Origin of the sequence: Paenibacillus gallinarum, assembly GCF_014836635.1 — a bacterium.
GTDB classification, from domain to species: domain Bacteria; phylum Bacillota; class Bacilli; order Paenibacillales; family Paenibacillaceae; genus Paenibacillus; species Paenibacillus gallinarum.
The window spans coordinates 95,473-115,848 of record NZ_JACSQL010000011.1 but is presented as its reverse complement, the minus strand read 5'-3'; the positions used below and the strand labels follow the sequence as shown (position 1 = coordinate 115,848).

General features: G+C 38.6%; 15 protein-coding genes. 9 read left to right on the top strand and 6 right to left on the bottom strand.

The features are described from left to right. Positions 1–102 precede the first annotated feature (102 nt). Positions 103–591, bottom strand: coding sequence for a helix-turn-helix transcriptional regulator (locus tag H9647_RS19975; RefSeq protein ID WP_191803324.1), 489 nt, complete (start codon positions 589–591; stop codon positions 103–105). A 59-nt stretch (positions 592–650) separates the two neighbouring features. Further along, complete coding sequence (locus H9647_RS19970) at positions 651–797, bottom strand: hypothetical protein (protein WP_191803322.1); 147 nt, start codon at positions 795–797, stop codon at positions 651–653. Between the two features lie 418 nt (positions 798–1,215). Between H9647_RS19970 and H9647_RS19965 the strand changes: the two genes are divergently transcribed. From H9647_RS19965 to H9647_RS19925, 9 genes are all read left to right on the top strand, one after another. After that, a complete protein-coding gene (locus H9647_RS19965) occupies positions 1,216–1,563 on the top strand; it encodes a hypothetical protein (RefSeq protein WP_191803320.1) in 348 nt (115 codons plus the stop codon). Between the two features lies 1 nt (position 1,564). Beyond that, positions 1,565–1,813: a hypothetical protein gene (locus tag H9647_RS19960; protein ID WP_191803318.1), complete on the top strand. Its 249-nt coding sequence runs from the start codon at positions 1,565–1,567 to the stop codon at positions 1,811–1,813. A gap of 87 nt (positions 1,814–1,900) precedes the next feature. Next, entirely contained in the window at positions 1,901–2,509 is a 609-nt protein-coding gene (locus tag H9647_RS19955) for a hypothetical protein (protein ID WP_191803316.1), read from the top strand. Between the two features lie 125 nt (positions 2,510–2,634). Next, a complete protein-coding gene (locus tag H9647_RS19950; protein ID WP_191803314.1) occupies positions 2,635–2,871 on the top strand; it encodes a hypothetical protein in 237 nt (78 codons plus the stop codon). A gap of 84 nt (positions 2,872–2,955) precedes the next feature. After that, positions 2,956–3,249, top strand: a complete 294-nt coding sequence (locus tag H9647_RS19945; RefSeq protein WP_191803312.1) for a hypothetical protein — start codon at positions 2,956–2,958, stop codon at positions 3,247–3,249. 296 nt (positions 3,250–3,545) lie between these two features. Beyond that, on the top strand, positions 3,546–4,055 hold the full coding sequence (locus H9647_RS19940) for a hypothetical protein (protein WP_191803310.1): 510 nt from the start codon (positions 3,546–3,548) through the stop codon (positions 4,053–4,055). 251 nt (positions 4,056–4,306) lie between these two features. Beyond that, positions 4,307–4,582 (top strand): hypothetical protein, encoded by a 276-nt coding sequence (locus H9647_RS19935; protein WP_191803308.1) that lies wholly within the window; start codon positions 4,307–4,309, stop codon positions 4,580–4,582. Between the two features lie 110 nt (positions 4,583–4,692). Beyond that, the gene (locus tag H9647_RS19930) at positions 4,693–5,211 is read left to right on the top strand and encodes a hypothetical protein (protein ID WP_191803306.1); all 519 of its coding nucleotides are present in this window, start codon (positions 4,693–4,695) and stop codon (positions 5,209–5,211) included. 179 nt (positions 5,212–5,390) lie between these two features. Then, the gene (locus H9647_RS19925) at positions 5,391–5,912 is read left to right on the top strand and encodes a DUF5983 family protein (protein WP_191803304.1); all 522 of its coding nucleotides are present in this window, start codon (positions 5,391–5,393) and stop codon (positions 5,910–5,912) included. A 362-nt stretch (positions 5,913–6,274) separates the two neighbouring features. Here the strand turns inward: H9647_RS19925 and H9647_RS19920 are convergent, their stop codons facing one another. The 4 genes from H9647_RS19920 to H9647_RS19905 form a co-directional block, all read right to left on the bottom strand. After that, complete coding sequence (locus tag H9647_RS19920; protein ID WP_191803303.1) at positions 6,275–6,703, bottom strand: HU family DNA-binding protein; 429 nt, start codon at positions 6,701–6,703, stop codon at positions 6,275–6,277. A 64-nt stretch (positions 6,704–6,767) separates the two neighbouring features. Continuing rightward, entirely contained in the window at positions 6,768–7,397 is a 630-nt protein-coding gene (locus tag H9647_RS19915; RefSeq protein WP_191803301.1) for a hypothetical protein, read from the bottom strand. A 1,077-nt stretch (positions 7,398–8,474) separates the two neighbouring features. After that, complete coding sequence (locus H9647_RS19910) at positions 8,475–14,546, bottom strand: fibronectin type III domain-containing protein (RefSeq protein WP_191803299.1); 6,072 nt, start codon at positions 14,544–14,546, stop codon at positions 8,475–8,477. A 402-nt stretch (positions 14,547–14,948) separates the two neighbouring features. Further along, a complete protein-coding gene (locus tag H9647_RS19905) occupies positions 14,949–20,222 on the bottom strand; it encodes a hypothetical protein (protein ID WP_191803297.1) in 5,274 nt (1,757 codons plus the stop codon). Positions 20,223–20,376: the final 154 nt, after the last annotated feature.

Genomic DNA, 20,376 nt, shown 5'->3' with positions numbered 1-20,376 from the left:
TGAGCTGCTCATGTGGTAGATCATTTCCTCCTTAAAATTATAATAATTATCCCTACATGGTTTATATGTTCATCATTGGTTTGTGCTCTAAAGTTATGAAATTTATTTTAATCCAAAACCCTTAAATAAATCTGTCACATTCACATTAAAATATCGAGCTGCCTTCCAAGCATTATCATCTTTAGGTACTACATTGTCGAAAACCCATCTACATACAGTCCGATCGCTTATTCCTATGTAATCGGCAAGTTGTTTTGTTGAACAAGACTTCTCCATCATTGCATGGTATAGCTCATAATTCTTAACTTTCCATTTCCTTAATCTTCGTATCGGTAAATTTGGATAGACACTATTACATCCATAACATAAATTTCTTTCGTTATCCTTTATAGATGGATGATTTCCACATCGTACACACAAGTTTTTGCTTAATCTGTATAATTTTCGTTGAAGTTTTTGATCTGCCCTCCTCTCATTACATTCATTACATAAATATGTATTAGAAGATTGTTCACCACATTCTCCACACCTGGAGTCCTTCCTACGTTGTTGCCTGAGTCTTTTCATGGATATTGCTTCAGTACTCCCCATTATTTTCTCACCTTTTTTCTATTTCTTTATTTCGGATTCATCAGTGCTACACATTAGACCTACTCACAATCCATAGTATTGGTTTCAGCACCACAACACGGACAATCGAAGACAAACGATTCTAACCCTTCATATTGGTCCTTACGTTTAACTACTACCTGCTCAGGTGCAAAGTCGTTACCACATTCTTTATGTACGATATTCATAATAGTTCCCTCCTTAATTTCCTGTGACATAACAGCATTCTGCATACTGGAGTCTCTATAATTTAATTATTCACCTTAAATTATATTCCAAAAACTCTGAGCATACAACAATTTATAAATCATTTGAGATGGAATAACGATGAGAGATGGGCACATCATTTTATATGTGAAGATAACTAGATATATGTTCAGACGATAAGAAAATTAAAGATCCTTTGACTTCTTGAAGATATGTTTCATTACTTCCACTTATTTAAATGTGACCCATATATTCAACTCTATAATGAACATTAACTAAGTTATCCTGGTAAAGCTGGATAACCGGTAAAATAGATGAACTTTCATAGAAAATTGCTCAATCTTCAATGAAGATATCTATGAACATTCAAACAAATTAAAACAAAAAGGGGTAATTTAAATGAAAAATCAGAATCAATTATTCTTCGTAAACCAATCTAAAGAGCAAGCACAACAAAAAGGATATGCCACATATAACAATTGTAATCATTACTTGGTTGATATGTCACACTTAGCTCCAAGAACTGATGATTACATGAACACCATTTCTATCAAGTTACCAAATGGCAACTTTGCAACAATTTGCTTAATGCAGACAAGCAAAATTGAAACATGCATCGATACATCTTTCCATGGCGAAAACTTGAGAGAACACCGAGTGTATGCAATGGGCGGGGAAGGCAAAGACGAAAATGTATACAACAAAAACATATATGCATTGATTGCACAGGCAAAGGAGGTTAAATAGTATGGAAAGAGAAAGACAAAAGATGTGGTTTAGACTTGGTGTAGAAGTTGAAGTTGATCCAGAATTGTTTTTGATCGACCCAGAAAAAGCTATAAATGAAGCGTTAGAAAGTGGAAATGCCATAACCGATGGTGATAGCTATATACCTGATTCCGTTGATGAGGATGATAGATACGATTGGGCAGAAGATATTGATAAGGAAGAATGCAACTTAAATATAATAGCAGGAACAATTAAAATCATAATATGACAAACCTTTTGGAGAGTGTGGAATTCCACACTCTTTTTATGTATCCATTAGAAGATTAAAAAATATAGAAGGAAAAGGATGATAAGCATGAGAGAACATATCGTAAATGTATATACAGTAAATGAACTTGATGAGAGTGCGCTAAATACAGCATTGGAATATTTTCAAAACGATGATTTTTATCCATCAGTTGAGGAACATAGAGAAACGATAAAAGCATTTGAGGACTTGTTCCCGATCAGTGTTGGCGAGTGGTATTACAATAGCTTACATGGAATAGATTTTAGATTCACAGAAGATAATGACATTGAAAATCTATCAGGTATACGCCTTGCTACATACATTTATAACAATTATGGAGACCGACTTTTCAAAGGTAAATACTACTCAACTATAGGCAAATACATAGAAGGAACGTATACGTATAAGCACAGATATTCAAACGTAATTCTTCATAATAGTTGTGTCCTTACAGGATATTACATGGACGACAATATACTAGAACCTGTATACAGATTCTTAAAAAATTCCGATAAGGATACTAATTTTAAAGATCTAATGCATAAATGTCTAACTTCTTTCCAAGAGTCAATCGATTCTGATTATGAGCATTACTACTCGCTAGAAAACTTTAAAGATATGAGTATCAACAATGAGTGGGAATATACCGCTAACGGTAAAACATTTACACATTAACTCTCATATTCGATAAAACAACCAAACATTGAACTACCTGGGGTTTCAAAGACGGCTGTACCTGTGTATTCGATCCATCTGCAGGAAAATATATCACAAAATAAGTTATTAGAGGAGAATGTCGAATGAATCAAGCATCTACGAAATTTAGTAATAAAGAATTAGAAATGATGTGGCTCGATTTAGGGAATATACCTTTCGTTGAAGATCCGGATGATGAAGTGTTGGTACTTTCTGAGGATTGGACAGTCTTCAAAAAGGGAATGTCAAGAGAAATCATCTGGGGCTGGTTTGACAATAACCATGGCCGGGGGCTCGTCTATCTAATGGATAACATCCGTCCTAAGAACTGTATGAAGTAAGAATCTAACACAAACCTCGTAGACCATATCTTTAGAATCATCACATCAGTTAGATCGTATAAATTTTTTAATGGAGGCAAAACAATGAAGGTAGTGAAAACAGGGACTTTAAAAGACGGGACCAATATTCAAATTGAAGACTGGAGCGAAGACTACACCTTCCATAATCGTGCAGATGTATTAGCAAGTTATCCAAAATCAAAGACGACTCATAAAGGAGCTTATGCGCCAAAGGCTGGAGAAACTTATAGATTTTCTTTCCGCTTTAGAAGCGCTGAAGAAACCAACGCAGCATTTAATGATTTAAAAGAAGGAAGAAAAATCTTGTCGGATTTTAAAAACTATATAGATAGTAATGAATATATAGATTGTATTTAATTAGACTTTATGAACTTCTGCTTTAATTAAAAAATATATTTAAACAAGAGAAAAGCGTGTGCTTATAGCATACGGTTTTTTCATTTATATCTTTCTGTTATTAATTTCTTCTTTTTATAATCACTTACTAATGAAGTTCTGACGATCGAATGTCTCCCAATTCGAAGGAAAAGATACCACAAAACTTCAGCATCATGGAATATTACCGTCCAGTAACATTTTCAGTATTTTCATAAATTTTAGATGTAACCTTATATTCTCTCTACGATCAACATTAACTTAAGAGGAGTCGAAAAATGAAAAATCAAAAGGCAGTTATTTGGGGATACACTGGAACCCTATGGATGAAACGAAAACAAATTACACTCATTGGTCCGGGCTTGTCATGTGCTGACCTGGATACATTGAACGAATATGACAAGGAGCACGGCGGGCATCATGCTTATTTACCGATGGGAATTAACCCAAACAAGCATGCTGTTATTAACCAAATGCGATCAATCGCAGAAACGAACGTGAAGCACTATATAGGTGACTTCTATCACATAGACGTTTATCTATACTTTGAATATGGCCAATCGGTAATATGGATGACCAGAGAAGCCGGGACTAATATATATCCAGCATGCTCTTTCAGTTCCGAACAACAACGGGAAAATATATGTATCTCGTTTAACTATTATGCGAGCCAAGGTCGGATCACCAACAAGCTTTACAAGGCCGATACAACCCAAGTGGTGCCCTTAAAAACAGATAAGGCCCGGTTGATCGTCGAGGGGCTACCCATTCTTGAAGTGTCCGCATGAGCGAACAGGAACAACGGGATCTGGTCGAAGTATTTGCCCAATGGACACAGTAAGCTTTTTATTTAGTTTCGGATAATCATATAAGACAAAAAAGGCGAATCCGCGATTGGGTTCGCCTTTTTATTCAGGTGATTTCTCTATTTAGACATGACATTCTGGCTAATCTAATAGATATCTCGGTTATCTAAATAAACTTAAGATAACCAAATACAATATTTGAATATTTCTAATCAAAAAGGAGCTGAACCATATTGCTAGTCCATGAAAGCAGCAATAAAAATAAGACTAAAGAAATAAATGCAGCGCTTGAAATCAAGAAATTAGATCACCAACGATTCAACGTTCCAGGTGGTTACATACAACCTAACGGATACGCCTTAAAACATCCTGAGTATGGTTATCTTGGATTTAAAGATAGACATCTCCCGTATAATCCAATCGGTGGAAAACAAGCTTTAAAAGAGATTGTAGAAGCTGGTGGTTTCACTGATTTTGACGATGTGATTTGGTTGAAGCCTATTAAATAGTCTGAAAAATATCCGGAATTTTATCGGATCGCAAGGCTACAACTAGCTGATAAATTTCATCTCATTTCCTCTGCATAATTAAAATTTCTCAAAATAAAGGAGCCCTTCTTATGAACAATACGCTAGTTATACATATCAATGGCGGCGTTACCGACATCGTTAACAACCCGGAAGAATCACCGGTGGTTGTCATCAACTTTAACAATTATGCCACACTTCCCAACATGGGCATGGACAATGAGAAGATCCGATGCCCGAAGTGTCAACACAACGGATCTCAGATTGACTGGAACACAGCAACGTGCGATGACGTCAGTGGTGATCACTATACTGTCTTCACACGTATACAAGATGCCGAATCCGAATCCCAATTCACTTGCGCCTATTGTTATGAGACATCGACAACAGAGGAGCTCGGATTAAAACCAGTTGAACCTTTAGATAATGCCCATGCTACCGATGAGAATTCCGACGACCTGAAATGTCCAAAGTGCCTATCTCATGCTGAAAATATCGGCAGCGGCTTTATTGAATCCGGAGAATGGAATGGTAAGAACTACGAGATGGAAAAAAGTGTTGATCAATACCGCTGCGGCAATACGGAATGTGGAAAGGAGTTCTTCTTATAATCACAGTTGCTCCTAACATCACTAAATACTTCTCCCAAATAATATCTTTTGCTAAGCAACGCTTGGTAAGCGCAGTAAAGTGACCGTGTTGTGAAGAAACAAATTAATACTGCTTTGACCATAAATACAATATTTACTATACGAAATAAAACAAATCTACTATAAAAGAGGGCTAAACCATGAAAACGCAACTCATTCTATCTGTAAGGATGTTTAAATATGACATCCAAGAAGTCAAAACTTACTTTGAGCCAAATGCTTATGAAAATGCAGCTGCCGATTTTGAAGATTGGACAAAAATCCCTTATTCGGAATACCTGAAGCGCATACAAGCAGGAGAATATAATTTGGAGATTCTAGGAAAAGATTTAGCGGGTTCGACTTTATATTTTGCACCTTGTGCTTCAGCACCCTCCTTGAATCATATTGAAAACGAAACAATGGTTACCATTAGCACAGCGCACATTACTGAAGAGGTTAACAGCATACTTCTTGATGATGAGATTCAAGGTTTGATTCAATATAAAAAGGGTGATTATGGTTACTTTATTTATGTTCCTACAGAGGAAAAAGATGAAACTTTAGAGTTCCCAGAATGTATTCAATCCATTCTTAACTATGCTCATCAACATGATGCTACCTGGATAATGCTTGATCGAGATGCTGCTATTACTCCGGAATTACAGACATATGAATGGTAAATCGAGTAATTATTATGACCTTAATGAATAATTCAAAAGGATCATTATAGCATCAGAGATATAAACATAGTTGCTATTATTTATAAAAAAAGACGAACCCCTCTTCCTGGGTTCGTCTTTTTTTTTTAGTTCACGAGCCAATTAAATGTATATCTCATGAACTAAAATATGCTCTGATTAGTTGTTTATTGTCGCGTTTTTTGGTCACAGAACAATATTTGTCTTTGATATTAAAAGTGAAATTCAATTACCACTTTTGAGTTAATTCACTTATCGCATTTCATTCTTCTTTCTACCTGAACGCCTTAATGTCAAAAACATATCCCTCTTCTGACTACAAATCAGAATAGAGTTTCATCTTATCAGTTCTGGGAAGATTTTCCCCCATTTTGTTTCATTGAACGCTTGCGTTTAGCACGAATTTCACGCAATTGTTTTCCATACGCTGGGCTTGTTTGGAAAGCCATTGCTTCCCTCTCAGGCACTTCAAATTCATCCCCAGTCGCAGGATTTCGACCAATTCGTGCACCTCGTTTTGATAAATAAAAGGTTCCTTTGCCATGCATCTTAACCCAATTTCCTACTTCCAATTCATGTTGTATTACAGCCCAACATGTATCAAATGCAGTCTTGACCGTATCTGGATGAATTCCTGACGCTTCTGCTGCGACCTCTATGATATAATTCTGTTTTCTTTCAACTCCATCGCCATACTTCTTAGTTTTACTTTTATGAGAATCATCATTATCTTCTACTTCATCATTATGATTGTTTATATTTTTCCTGCTCATTAACAAAACACCTCTCAGTCCAGTTAATTTCCTGTCTTATAAGTATAAAATAAAATGTTGTTTTTTAGATTTCCGGCCCGTTGCTCTCTAATTCTTGATCATTTACGGCATATTGCCGCTTTGAGTTAAGCTCTGGTTCGTCTTTATCACCACGAATCAATTCAGACGCAGCCGGCTCATAATCATAGCGAGCAACAGGGGCAGAAGCTTGAGGAACGTGAGCCATATACGATATCTTTGTACCGGCTTCCCCGTATTCAATTTTCTTATTAGTTTGTCCTACCAGAATCGAAGAAATTCCGTCGTTATTTCGAACGCTTCTTTCATATTCAGCTGCAAGATCAACGGACTCTCCCTGGTAATTCGCTTCGTACATTTTAAATGTTACATCATAAAAATTATCCCGATCCTTTGTGAAACGATCAAAGTTTTTAGTAAACGCTTTAATTTGTAATTCTGTCGGATCTGATCCGCCCAATTCTTTCATGGATTCTTTGTAGGCGTCCAGCATTACTTCCCGGAGTTTCCCTTGGCTTGGCCGATCAGATAGGAGCACATCGTGATCAGCAAATGCTTTCTGAATTTGCTCACGGAGAATTTCATCGGCTTCAGAATCTTTTGAGTCCGAATAGTAATAAAGTGACTCATAGCTGTTTATGACCCGAAGTTCTGGCGACATATTCAAAATCGTCATGCTAAAATTAACTCCCCTTTTCATGTCGAATCTATGTCGAATAATGACGAATAAAGATGTAATTATTCTTAATTTGACGCCATCTTGTATTGGTCTAGCTGTACTTTAACCCAGTATAGCATGAACAAATACCTACATATACAACATTTTAGAGCATTTTTAATGGGAAGTTTGAAGGAGCATCGTATCCTTTGATACGGGGTTTGGATTTATGGGTTTACTATGTGAATTTTTCATATAGTGTAATTATCACAATAATAAAAACCGATCTAAGAATCAGACCGGTTTTCGTCAGTTTAAAAGCTGTCTTGTGCCCTCATCCTTAGTAACCAATCTTTCACTCCAAATTCTTACGATATAAATCGCAAGAATTTTAGGACTATCTCGTATGTGGGTCCAAACCTGATTAAGCCACCACTTACAAACCAAGCTGATGAACTTCTAAAAATCATATTTGTGGCTCCGTTATTTCTTTCAGTATACCATAAATAAATGTTTATCAAAACACTGAGTAGTCAATGTTTCCATTACAATTTGTGGATATTTCTAACAAAAATCGGTTTGATTAATAGTTCCACTAACCCGATTTACGTTACTTGAAGGGTCTAAAGACTCATCTCTTTCATTTACTGCTGGGTCCAACGACTTTCATGAATAAAATGCTTTTATTCATAGTTTAGACACATTTTTCATACCAATTGACTGACAGCAATCTTTCAAGTTTTTCTTTCAATCCCTCTCGATGGAAAGATATAATACCCTATATTTGCTATATGTACTTCTGATTTAGATCTGGTATAACCGATTCACATTCAGCATAACAACTGGAAAAGGCTGTAACCTATGTCCCACTATATGGTACTCATACGAGCTATCCTGAATCAATTCTCTCAATTAGTCATGTCATTAACCTCTTTCTTCCGAAATTAAAGTTTCTACACTTCATACAATATACCACAATCAAATGTTAATAAAAACACTGTACACTCACCATTTTTTAAAATATTTTCTTTATTTTTGCATAAGAAAAAGCGGGTTAATGGATAAGTCCACTAAGCCGCTTTTCTTCTTAAATCTTTATTTCGACCCGTTTATCAATTCATACATCCTGTAGATTAACGCTGCGCTCTCTGCTCTTGTTAATTTCCCTTTTGGTCTAAATGTTCCATCAGGGTAACCCTGAATTAATTGAGTTACACCTAATCCTGCTACTTCATCTTTAGCCCAACCTGATATATCGGACACATCAGAGAATACTATATCTCCATCCGGTATCATATAACCATAGATGGCTCCTGCTAGCATCTTTGAAGCTTGTTCTCTTGTAATGACCTCGTGCGGCCTAAATTCTGAAGAATTGAAGCCGCTAGCCACATTGTTCTCGACAGCAGCCTTTAAATCTTCAGCATACCATCCAGAAGTATTTATATCTTTGAACGTAAGGTTTACATTTTCACTGCTTTTCAGATCTAACGATCTAACCAGCAAAGATACAAATTCAATCCTTGTTATAGGTCTACCAGGTTCGAATTTTGAACCAGTCCCTTTTATAATCCCCAACTCGTACAGTTTAAGTATCTCTTCTTTTGCAAAAGACTTATTAATATCCTTAAAAGGATTATTAATTACTATTTCGGTTGGAATCTCGTTCTTATCTTCATCTACTTCTGGATTCTGTATTACAGGAGGTGTAGGGTTTACTGGAATATTAAATGTGCGCCCTTCACCTACTTTGCTTATTGATTTATCACCGATAGCATTTTCCGTCCATACATCAAATGAATACCTTGATCCATACATTAGATTAGGTAGTCTAAAACTTTTATCGGTGCCTCTGTACACCTCATTCCCTCGATACTGCACTACAAATATTTCATTCTGCAGTTCATGATCAAAAATAAATTCCAATTCACGATCGCGTGATCCTTGAATCATTACTTTATATTTGTCTGATGGCAAAGTATAGATATCTGGAACAACGATCGTAGCTGATGTGCCCACTTCATTAAAAGGTATAATAGACCAGCCTGTAATCATAGACGCGCTCTTGTATCCGTCTATTTTATAATTTAATTCTGTTATCGTATCAATTAATTCTCCATCCAGATATATTTTGTATCCATCCACACCTTTTACACTATCCCAAGAAAGAGATGCACCAGTTTCAGTTACTTCTTTTACGTTCACTTCTACTTGTGCTTTCTCTGGATGAGTACGAAATGTAATTGGTGTCGTCTTACTATATCCGGATTTATTTTTAGCCTGTACAAAGAATGTATAGTTCTTTCCTGGTTCAAGATTGGTTAAAGTTGCTCTTGTTTCTGATGATTCCGAAACTACTTTATCTTGATCTGTAATTACCCTGTATGATGTTGCAGACATAACTTTGTCCCAAATAATAGTAACGGTATCCGCTGATATAGTTCCTATCCTTACTTTTTCAGGATGTATTGGAAGTGTATAAAAAGAAGTTTTTTCTACTAAACCCTTTCCGGACAGATTCCCTGCAACTGCTGTAATCTTGTATTCTGTTCCTTCGCTTAACTCAGTGAGCAGCAATTCATGTGTATCACCCTGTAATTCATACGATTGCTCATTTACATTAAGAGTATAGTATGTTGCCCCTGTTACTGAAGAAAAACTAACTAGTGCTTGGGTCTCATCGATATCAGTAACGATTATTTCAGAAATCACTCCTGGTAATGTCTGAGAACTGACTTCTCCTCGTATCCCTCTACCAGAATCGTTTACTGCATTAACATAAAATATATACTCGCTTCCTGACTTTAAATCATTAATAAGAAATTCAGTACTACTCGTAGTGGCAATCAATTGCTCATCTTGGTCATATATTTCATAAGACACGGCTGATTTAACTGAATTCCATTTTAAAGTAATTTGATCTGCTAATGGTTTAGCAACAACATTCTCTACTTGATCTGGTAAAGTAATAAATTCTCCCGAGAATTTCTCACCAGTTCCTCCTCTATTCCCTGCAGCAACACTATATGAATAAGTTGTACCTGGAGTTAGATCAGTTAAGTGTAGCTGGTTATCATTGACGATCTCAATTTGTTCATTAGTTTCAATTTCATAATAAACTGCACCATGTACCGTGGGAATACGAATAGTAGCTTCCTTTTCACTTATATCAGATACAGTAACATCTGTTGGGAGTGCAGGAATTGTTACATAAGATATAGAAATACCCTTCCCTGAACCTGATGGATTCAATGCTTCTACTGTAAAAGAAAACTCAGTTCCTGCTTCCAACTGTTTGATTTGATAATTTGCCTCCATTATCTCATCAATAAGTTCCTTCTGCTCATTGTATACTTTATAACTTGTAGCTGACTCTACTTTCTCCCACTGAAGAGAAATAGAATCTTTTGTAGATACTGCCTTTAATTTCTCTATCTTATCTGGAAGAGTCATGAAGCTTCCTCTATAAGATCTTCCTTCACCGGCTCTATTTCCGGATTTTATAGTATACTCATATGTTTTACCGGGTGTTAAATCAATGGCTTGTAGATTTGTAGAATTACGGATATATTTCTGGCCATTTAGTGATATTTCGTAATAGATGGCTCCCTCAACTTCGGAATATTTAATGTTTGCTCCATTTTCTGTGATCTCATCGATTGTTACTTGCTCAGGCATATCAGGAACAGTCCACCATGTGAATGAAGCGTTTTTACTTTCTCCACTTTCATTGATTGCTCTAATATTAAATTGATATTCCGATCCTGCTTCAAGGTTATTAACACTCAAGGCATGGTTATTCGTTTTATCTATAAGGTTGTCTTGTGTATCGTAAACTAAATACTCTGTAGCTGAAGGTACAGCATCCCACCGTAAGTTAATTGAATTTACCGTAGAATCTCCTTCTACATTGTTCGGCATGAAAGGCAACGTTAAGAACTCCCCTGTCGTTTCCTCGCTATATCCTGCCATATTCCCTGCTGCAACTTGGTATGAATAGGTTTGTCCTCCAGCAAGTCCTGTAATTAATAATTCCCCGGAAGATGTTTCATATTGTTGGCCATTTACAGAAACTAAATATTTGGTCGCCCCTTGAACCTCTGGAATAAACAATGTTACTTCTTGTTCCCCGATATTACTAACTTCAATATTATTTGGTACATCGGGAATTGTAGATAATACTAAAGAAGAAGATATTCCTACTCCACTTTGATTTTGAGCTGCCACAATAAACTTATGAGAGCTACCTGGTTGTAGTCCTGAAGCAACAAACTGCGTTACATTCTCCGGAAGATGAATCATCTCTCCCCCATCAAAGCTTAATGTATAACCATCTGCACCCCGCACCGATTCCCATTCTATTGTAATTTCGGAGGTGGATACATGATTTCTTTTAAGCCCTAAAACTGCTGCTGGTAGTGTTTTTACGTCATCTAAAGTTGAGTATTCTCCAGAACCAGATTCATTTTCCGCTGAAATTCGATAACTATATGAAGTGCCTGATTCCAGTCCCTCATCATGGTAGGAAGTATCTTCTCCTCCATAAATAAGGTTTAGATCTCTTTCTAGCTCAAAATATGTTGCTGATAAGACATTGTTCCATCCGAGCGTTACTGAATTGTCCGTTATTTCAAGACCACTAAAACTAGATGGTGCATCGGGCAAGGTAAGAAATCCAACCTGTTCTGCTTTACCTTCTCCAGTTGCATTGATCGCAGAGACTGCAATATTATATACCGTCCCAGCCAGTAAATTAGTAATCGGTTGATACACGGTATCTGTAACGGTTTGATTAAAGACTTCTTGATCAGTTACCGCATCGGTGGCAACTATGCGGTAACCCGTTGCAGAGTGCACCGGCTCTATTGTAACGAGAGCTCGATTGGCTTCTCTTCCATCTTTACTTACTTTAATACTGCTAGGCTTTCCTGGTAATGTCACAGCATCAACAATATTACTTTCTCCTTGGCCAACATGATTTTTAGCCACCACACGATACTGATAGCTACTCCCCTCATTTAGAGAGGAATCCGTAAAATGATTGGTAGGATGCTGAACTTGCCAGCTCTGTCCGGTGGTTAGATTTTCAACATGATAGCTATAACCATCCATAAGAGTAGAGCCGTTAGGTAAGGTCCATTCTAGTTTAGCTTCATCTTCTTCTATCCCATTTAACTGAAGAACAGGAGACTCAGGCATCCCTTGTAAGCGCAATGTATCTGTCTTACTTATAATCTCATTGCCCACCCGATCCGTTGCTTTAGCATGAATATACCAAACTCCTTCTTCTCTTATAGTAAGGACTTGGTTATCAGAGGAAGCTACTTCCCAATCTGTTGGGGGATTAGGACTATTAGTCGCTTTAAAAAGACGTTTATTTGGATCGATACCCGATTCAAGATCCTTATAATTAATTACTATATCAATGTTCTCATCGGACCATGGTCTATCCTGTGGTGAAATATTGATTACTGGATTCGTAAGATCAATGTTTTCTATAACAATATTTTTTTCTCTCTTGTTTCCTGCATTATCCTCAGCTACAAAACTATAGTTTCCATTTTGAGTTGCTGTATAATTGGCTGAACTTTCATTAACTGAGGTCCCATCCGGTAATTGAATCTTCTTTATACCTGTTTCGTTATCGCTTGCTACTACCGTCAGAACAACTGAATTCGATGTCCAATCATCGTTGTTAGAAGATATATCCAAATTTGGATTGATAGTGTCGTTATAAGGAATGTGTACTACATTGGAAACGTTATTCTTTTTATCAACAGCTGCAATATGTACATAAAAGTTCCCTGTAGCTGCATCTGAAGCAGTATAACTTGTCCCTGTAGTAGTAATAGTTGCTGGTGGTGTTGTATTTGGGTTTTGATCAATCACAACACTATATCCCTTTATACCTGAAGTTACTGTCACCGGATTTTTTACCGACAATGATGTTTGACTTGTATTTTTTGGATAACCTTTAATCTGATAATTATATGTAGTTCCTGTATCTAAAACAGCATTCCATGTGATTTTCGGCTTTCGATCTGGCCCGATAGTCACTCTTGTATTGCTCGGCTCATTTGGTTTTGCTTTATCTGTTGCTGCCATATCTTCATAGTCCGAAAGATATCCTCTATAAATGGTTTGACTATCTCGATAAACCTCTACCTCTGTAGCATATCCTAACTTGTAATCATCTAACTCGATTTTCCCATCCGTTGACCATGTAAAGTAAGGCTTAACACCGCGTTCAGAAAAATCATAGTCTGGATTATCAGATATATAAACATTAGCGTTGTACGTAGTCCAATTACCATCTGATGTAGTCCATCTTGTAGGGAAAGTAGCAGCCTGCTCTCTGTAGACCAGTAAAGGTTCTCCAGAACTAAAAACATCTTTCCTCATTGTCATTTGTTGGCCCAATGGAGTTGGATTATTCCAGACACCAGATACAGAATCACGAACAAATTTACCCCGTTTTTTATCCCAGTTATAGTAGATCACCCCATAGTCATAATTCGTACCGTGAGAGCTAACTACTACAAGCGTAGTTCCATTGTTCATAGATAGATTTCCATCATCTACATACGCAGCAAACTCGGTTGGAGGATTATTAAAATCTACATTTTGACCAAAACGAATTATTCGTCCGTTATCGTCAGTTCTTTCATAACCTTTTTTAAACCACCCTGTTGATACAAAAGGATATATCATACTTGATGTAGATCCGGTTGTTCTAGCTTTATAACTTAAACTAAGGGTAGAACCCGAAGGAACTGATTTACCCTCGTAATGATTTATACTTGCTGTTGCTTGTGTTTCAGGATAGTTATACCAATTTCCTTTTTTACTTATAAATGTATCCGTTAGCTGAAGGACTTTTGTTCCATTTGATCCTTGAACAATAGACTGATTCCCAGGCTGTGCAATATCCCATCCCCAAGATAAATTAGGAATCTCTTGACCAGTCTCAAAAGAAGTTTCAGCAAGAACATCCGATGGGTGCATTTCAACTGCCCATTCCAATTTTACGTGATCATCTTTTTGAAATACTCCTGTAAAACTAGGAGGACTGGCGGCTGCTTCAATTGTATGGAGTGGTACTATTATAGATACTCCAAGACTTATAGTAAGTAATGCAGAAATAGATCTTTTCTTTATTATTTTCATTTAATATGTAATCCTCCCTTTTGCGCTAGATAGATCCAAAGATCAAACGGTTCTTTGTTGAGTATTCTCTACATAAGAGGTGTACTTTTGTTACCTCCCGCTCACCTGGTATAAAATCAACTCGTTTTCCTTCCCTTTAAGGAAACGGGGGACTTCATATGTACTTTGTCCGGTGGCTATATGAGTATCTCTCTCACCGCTATATACCAACTCTTTTCTTCTTCCTACTAAATACTAACAAGTCCCTTTCTTTAAATTCAGTTCATAAACTGATTATATCACATACAAATATTTAACAAAACACTATATAGTCAGTGTTTTTAATCATCTTTACACAAAATATGTAAACAAAAAAGCGAGCGGATGGACTTTACACCAGCTCGCTTTATTGAATTAGAATTACTAGAGAGTCATTCCTATTTCTTCAACTTCTTCAACATCCGAACCCAACTGAGCCACAGGAGGGGTAAGAGATGGTTTAATCACACGCTGCGTATCCTTCTTCGCAAGCTTCGTCTTCTCATTCGCATTTCGCATGGAGAACGGGGAAAATAACTTATTCTGTTCCCCATCCAGAAGTGACTCACCAACATTAGCAATGCTCTTCAGCTCGTCATATCCGCCGCCATACGCCACACGATCCATTGGGGAACCTTTAAGACTCATTGCATCTTTAAGGGAGATAATCTGCCCCTGATAGGTCAGCGTATCCGTAACGGCTTTAATGAACTTCTCATTGACGTCAACCTTCATCTTATTTTCCATGATATTAGTGAGCTGCGATTTAAATGTGTTTGGTGTAAGAGAACGCTTAGGATTATTCATATCCTTACCTCGGAACGTTTTATTCATGTCCTCGGTTAGAATTTCATTGACCGTTCTCGCATGCTCCGCATCATGTTTAATTTGAAGCGTTCCTTGGGTCAACGGATACATCGATTCAAGTGCAGCTGTAATGTTTTCATTACGCATAATCGCAACAAGCTTTTGACTAAATGCACCAGCAAGACCTGTATCATCGGATTTTACGCCAGTCGCATATTGGATCTCACGAGCGTCATGTCCCGTTTTAACCCCCATATGGTACCGCATGTAATCATCAAGCTTTTTCGTACTTCCTTTTGCTCCGTTATCAACCATTTGCTTAAACGAACGGTGAACGGACTTATCATCAGTTAGTGATACGAAATCTCCACCAAATCCATGTTCACGGAAGCATTTGTGGCTGTAAGCCGTAAGATCTCGAAGCGATTGTTGAAGCACTTTCGGACTTTTCGATCCCGCGTTTTTCTTCGCACGGTCGTACAGCTCCTTAGGCGAGTTATCTCCGAGTTTAACCGCCCTCGCTTCAGCTGATGCCAAATCCATACCTGTCTGGTAATACAATTGGTCTTTCCCATTTCCCTTATCAATCATATTCGCCCAATGGGAGAACTTCTCGATAAGATCACTATTTGCGGCAGGCGTATCAAATTTGATAAGACCCACTGAATCTCCATCGAAATCCATATCATGAGACTTGTCAGCAATCGGATTAATTGCTAGACCGTGAACACTGTCATCTTTAACGACTGTAATCGCACGGATCGCACCGTCACGCCAAACCGGGTCACGCCACATCATGACGGTATCTCCTTCTTTTGCACCCAGAGAATCCATCATCTCTTGATTCATAGCACCTTCGCCAATTTTAAGGCGAGGATCAACCATGGCGACGGCCGTAGCAGAGTTTTGTTGGCGTTTGCCCATAATCTTGTCCCGAAGGAAACTATGCTTACCGTTATGTCCCCCGTTAAACTGCCGATCAATGATCGTCGATTGAATCTTATCAAACTGCTCTTTTGCCTTCATTTCAGCTTTCCGACGACCTTCATCATCTACAGATGCTTCATATTCTCCTACCGCCTCATAAATATTGGCATAATAGTTTGTATAATCAGACCGCCGCATAGATCCGTCAATCAATTCAACATTCTGCCGTAAGCTTGCCGACAGCACCGGAATTTCAGATGTTAGTTGGCCTGTCTTGAATGATATCTTAAACGGCAAATCCAAGAAGCCGCCATTAGACTTAATTTGTTCGAGGAAGCTAGATGCGTCCACATTAGGATCATATTTAAAATGATTCCGCTGCTCATCTCCATGAGGATGATACTTAAAAGCAAGCGTGCCATCCGGCTTCATATCCAGACCCGTTGCAATAAGATACTCCCGGTACGTGCTCCATGCAGCGTCATTACGTCCATAAATCTCATTTAGAATACCTGTTGCATTTTTAGATTGCAGTGCCCATGCAAGTTGTCCACTCGCTTTACGACCCTTCCCGCTTAATACGTCTTCACGGCTGTAAGCATGCGTTTTATCGTCTACCTTCATATCTGTGACTATGATGTTAAGTCGTCCCATCGCCGCTTTAAATACTTCACCTGTATCCGGATCTACCAGGTCTTTAACTTCTCCGTTCATCAATTCCTTCACGACACCCGCGTTATGACGCGAGAGCATTGAATATGGAGCGCTCACAACATCAAGATCTGGATTTGCTCGCATGAAACGAACTTCCTTATCTAGCTTCTGAGCCTTCGCTTCATCATCTGGCATATGTCGGTCGATGACGATACCAATCGTACCTTTGTTACCACCAAAATCTGAGAGCTTATCCCCCCGTTGCAACGGACGGAACTTTCCATGTTGCTCCAAATATGCATCGAACGAAACACCTTCTTCCAAATCCGAACTCCAAGCACGAACGCCTTCAGTAAGTACTTCATTTGACCACATCATACCTGTACCATTCAAAATCTCTTGCTTATCGCCACCATTTGCCATATGAGCTACAGTTTCTTTCAACACTTCCATACTTAATTCATTTGGGGTATTACCAAATATCTTATTACGCTCCGCGAATTCTTTCGAAACCGCGTAACTGTCATCAAACGTCCAACCACCAAAACTCATCAGCGCTGTACCGACACCTTCATCGACTTTTAGCGCTGTCATAAGCTGATTCGAGGACATTTGGTTACGATCCCACGCGTTATGTACCTTATTATCGAAATACGGAAGCTTTTGCAATGCCGTATCATCAGGAATCAACTTGCCGCTATCCGCTGCAATACCTTTAGACGGAATCAAACTTCCATCTTCGTTTACTTTGGCACCGTCGGTCAGATACCAGATCAAACCTTGCGTTTTGCCAGTACCCGTCATTGTCATGTCGGCATAATTCTCAAGATCTTTGCTCAGCACCCGCATATTTGTTTCGCCAGCTGCTTTCCAATAACTAAACGATGCAAGATCGTCCCCTGCACCTTGATCGCGTTTAGCTTGCGTCTCCGCACTCGTTGTTGCATGCTCTGAAAACTGGTTATCAAAACGAACTCGATTCGAAAGAGTTTTCAAAATCGCTTCTTTTGTTTCCATATTGAGCTGGTTTACTTCCATGAAATCCAGTTCAACACGCTTTCCGTATACATCACCGTGATAGAGGCCGTTAATGCTGCTTGCATCAAGTGTTGTTGGTATATTACCAATCGTTCGGTCAAAAGGGCGTGTTAGTTGATGAGTGACCTTCGCACGAATTTGCTCCGTTAAATGACGTTCAAAACCTTTGACGCGGAACCGATTCATTCGGTTATCGTAGTCACCTTCGAAGGAGAAGTATCCTGTATAGCCAGGCACAATACCGTAGTTATTGCCCCCTAAGAATTTGGTTTCGATAATACCGTGTTCATTAGGAACCAATACTTGGCCGATTTCACCACTAATTTTTTGCCATCTCTGGGCCTCCTTATTGGAACCAGTTTTCCGATGACCTTCCCACTGGATAATGCCGTTATCGTCAATTTTTACTGACGTTTTAGAACCATATCCTTGGTCACCAATCACGCCTCCTGCTTTTAACGTATCTTGAACGGTCTGTAGTGCTTGTTTCAGCATTGGATCGTCAATCTCATCAATAGTTTTAGCCGTTTCATTGTTGAATGTAATCAATCGATCACGGGTGGCGCCAACAGCAAAATCATTACCCTTGATTTTCGATATATCGTACTTCGTAATTTTCAGTGCGGAAATCATTGCATCTCTTTCATTGCCTCGACCGGTTTGCATCATGTGATTCATCACAACTTCCGGATTGAAACCCTCATCGTAACTACCAACAAGTTCGTTTTGAATTCGTTCCAGATACTCACGACCGCCATCCTCTGAATGGTATGCAAACTTAGTTGCTCGCTCCTGTGCTTCCCTAATCATATCGTCCGCTGATAACAGCGTTTCAAGCTCACCTTGGAATTCTGGTCCCGTAATCAAAATGTCATCATCATCTAAAGCTTTGTCAATTAATGCTTGAATCTCATCAGCTTTAAATTGATTGTTGATTGAACGATGAGCATCCGCAATCGCAGTTTCGATATACAATTGCGCTTCAGCTTCGCTAGTGAATACGAGCGAACGGTACCGTCCTGCGATCGGTTTTACTTGTAGAGATTTTTTTGAATCCACCCCAGCAATCTGAACACTACTAGATTCTGTACCAAAGGATTTCAACACACGACCCGTTTTATTTCCCGTTACATAATCGAGCAACGCAATCGAATCAGCAGACGTAAACTTGGTAGCTTCTTTAACGTTTTTCGCACCTTTAACATTGAAATAATACGCGTTCGATGCATCATAGATACGGCCGATATAACTCCCGTTAGCTTCTGGATCAAACACACGAACATTCGTCCTATCACCGACCGTCATCCGAACCTCAATTTGATTTCTATTCCCGTTATCCCGGACGCTAAAATCATAACCGTTGGAGCGCATGTGTCTCAACAGCTCTGCGCCGTTATGAGCCAATTCAGCATCAAACAGCATATCGATGTCGATATTCTTTGCCACTACCTCAGCATCAGCCTTTGTTAGATACGCCCCCAACACATGGCGAAGACCTCTATGGTGCCGTAATTCAACAACCCCACCATCCCAGCCGAGGAGCTGCTCTCCGCTCTCAAACTCAGCATACCTTTCAGGATCACCAACTGATGGTTCCTTTTCCGCTACTGCTTCAGAAGGTGTTCGTTCAGATCCCTCTGCCGTTCGCTGACCAGACTGCGTCACTGCTGCCCGATTAAATCCTTCACGCACAGGTTCCACTTCAGCCGATAGGCGGCTAGTATATTGATATGTTGTATCAACGCGATCATACAAAGTAACTGAATCTCCTGGATTCATCTCTCGAAGTGATTTCGAACGATGAACAAAGAAAGCTTTACTCATAGGAGTCTGACCATTACGGAGTACGTGATGACGAATTTCCGGGTCGGTTACAACATGTAGAAAGTTTCCCTTTGCAGCAGCATTATCATATTCCTCCACGCATTTCTTCCAAAAACTAGTCACTCCTTCTTCGAGTGTGTCATTTCCACCGATCTCACCGAAAGTGGTTGCACCTGTGTCGCGCAGCAACCTAACAACATCGCTCTGTCTTACTCGCATTGTGGTAAAATCAAACGTCTGGCCATTCTGTTCCCAGGTGTCTCGGAACTCTTGCATCATCCTCGCTGTGACGGTTATACCCTTCTTTTTTAAATCGGGTATTATCTGTGAAAGCATTCGCATCGTTATGTATTCCGCAAGATCGCGATAACGTCTATCGTTTGTATTTTCTCCATACTTTCCTATCATTTTCGCAAACCCCTTTCACTTCTAATATTGCACTCGTATCGCTCTGCGTTCAGTGTTTTTATAACAATTACTTAATAATATTATACCATATAAAAAAGGAGCTTTCGCTCCTCATCCCCTTGCATTTGTTAAACATTCGGTAGTCTCTAGTAAC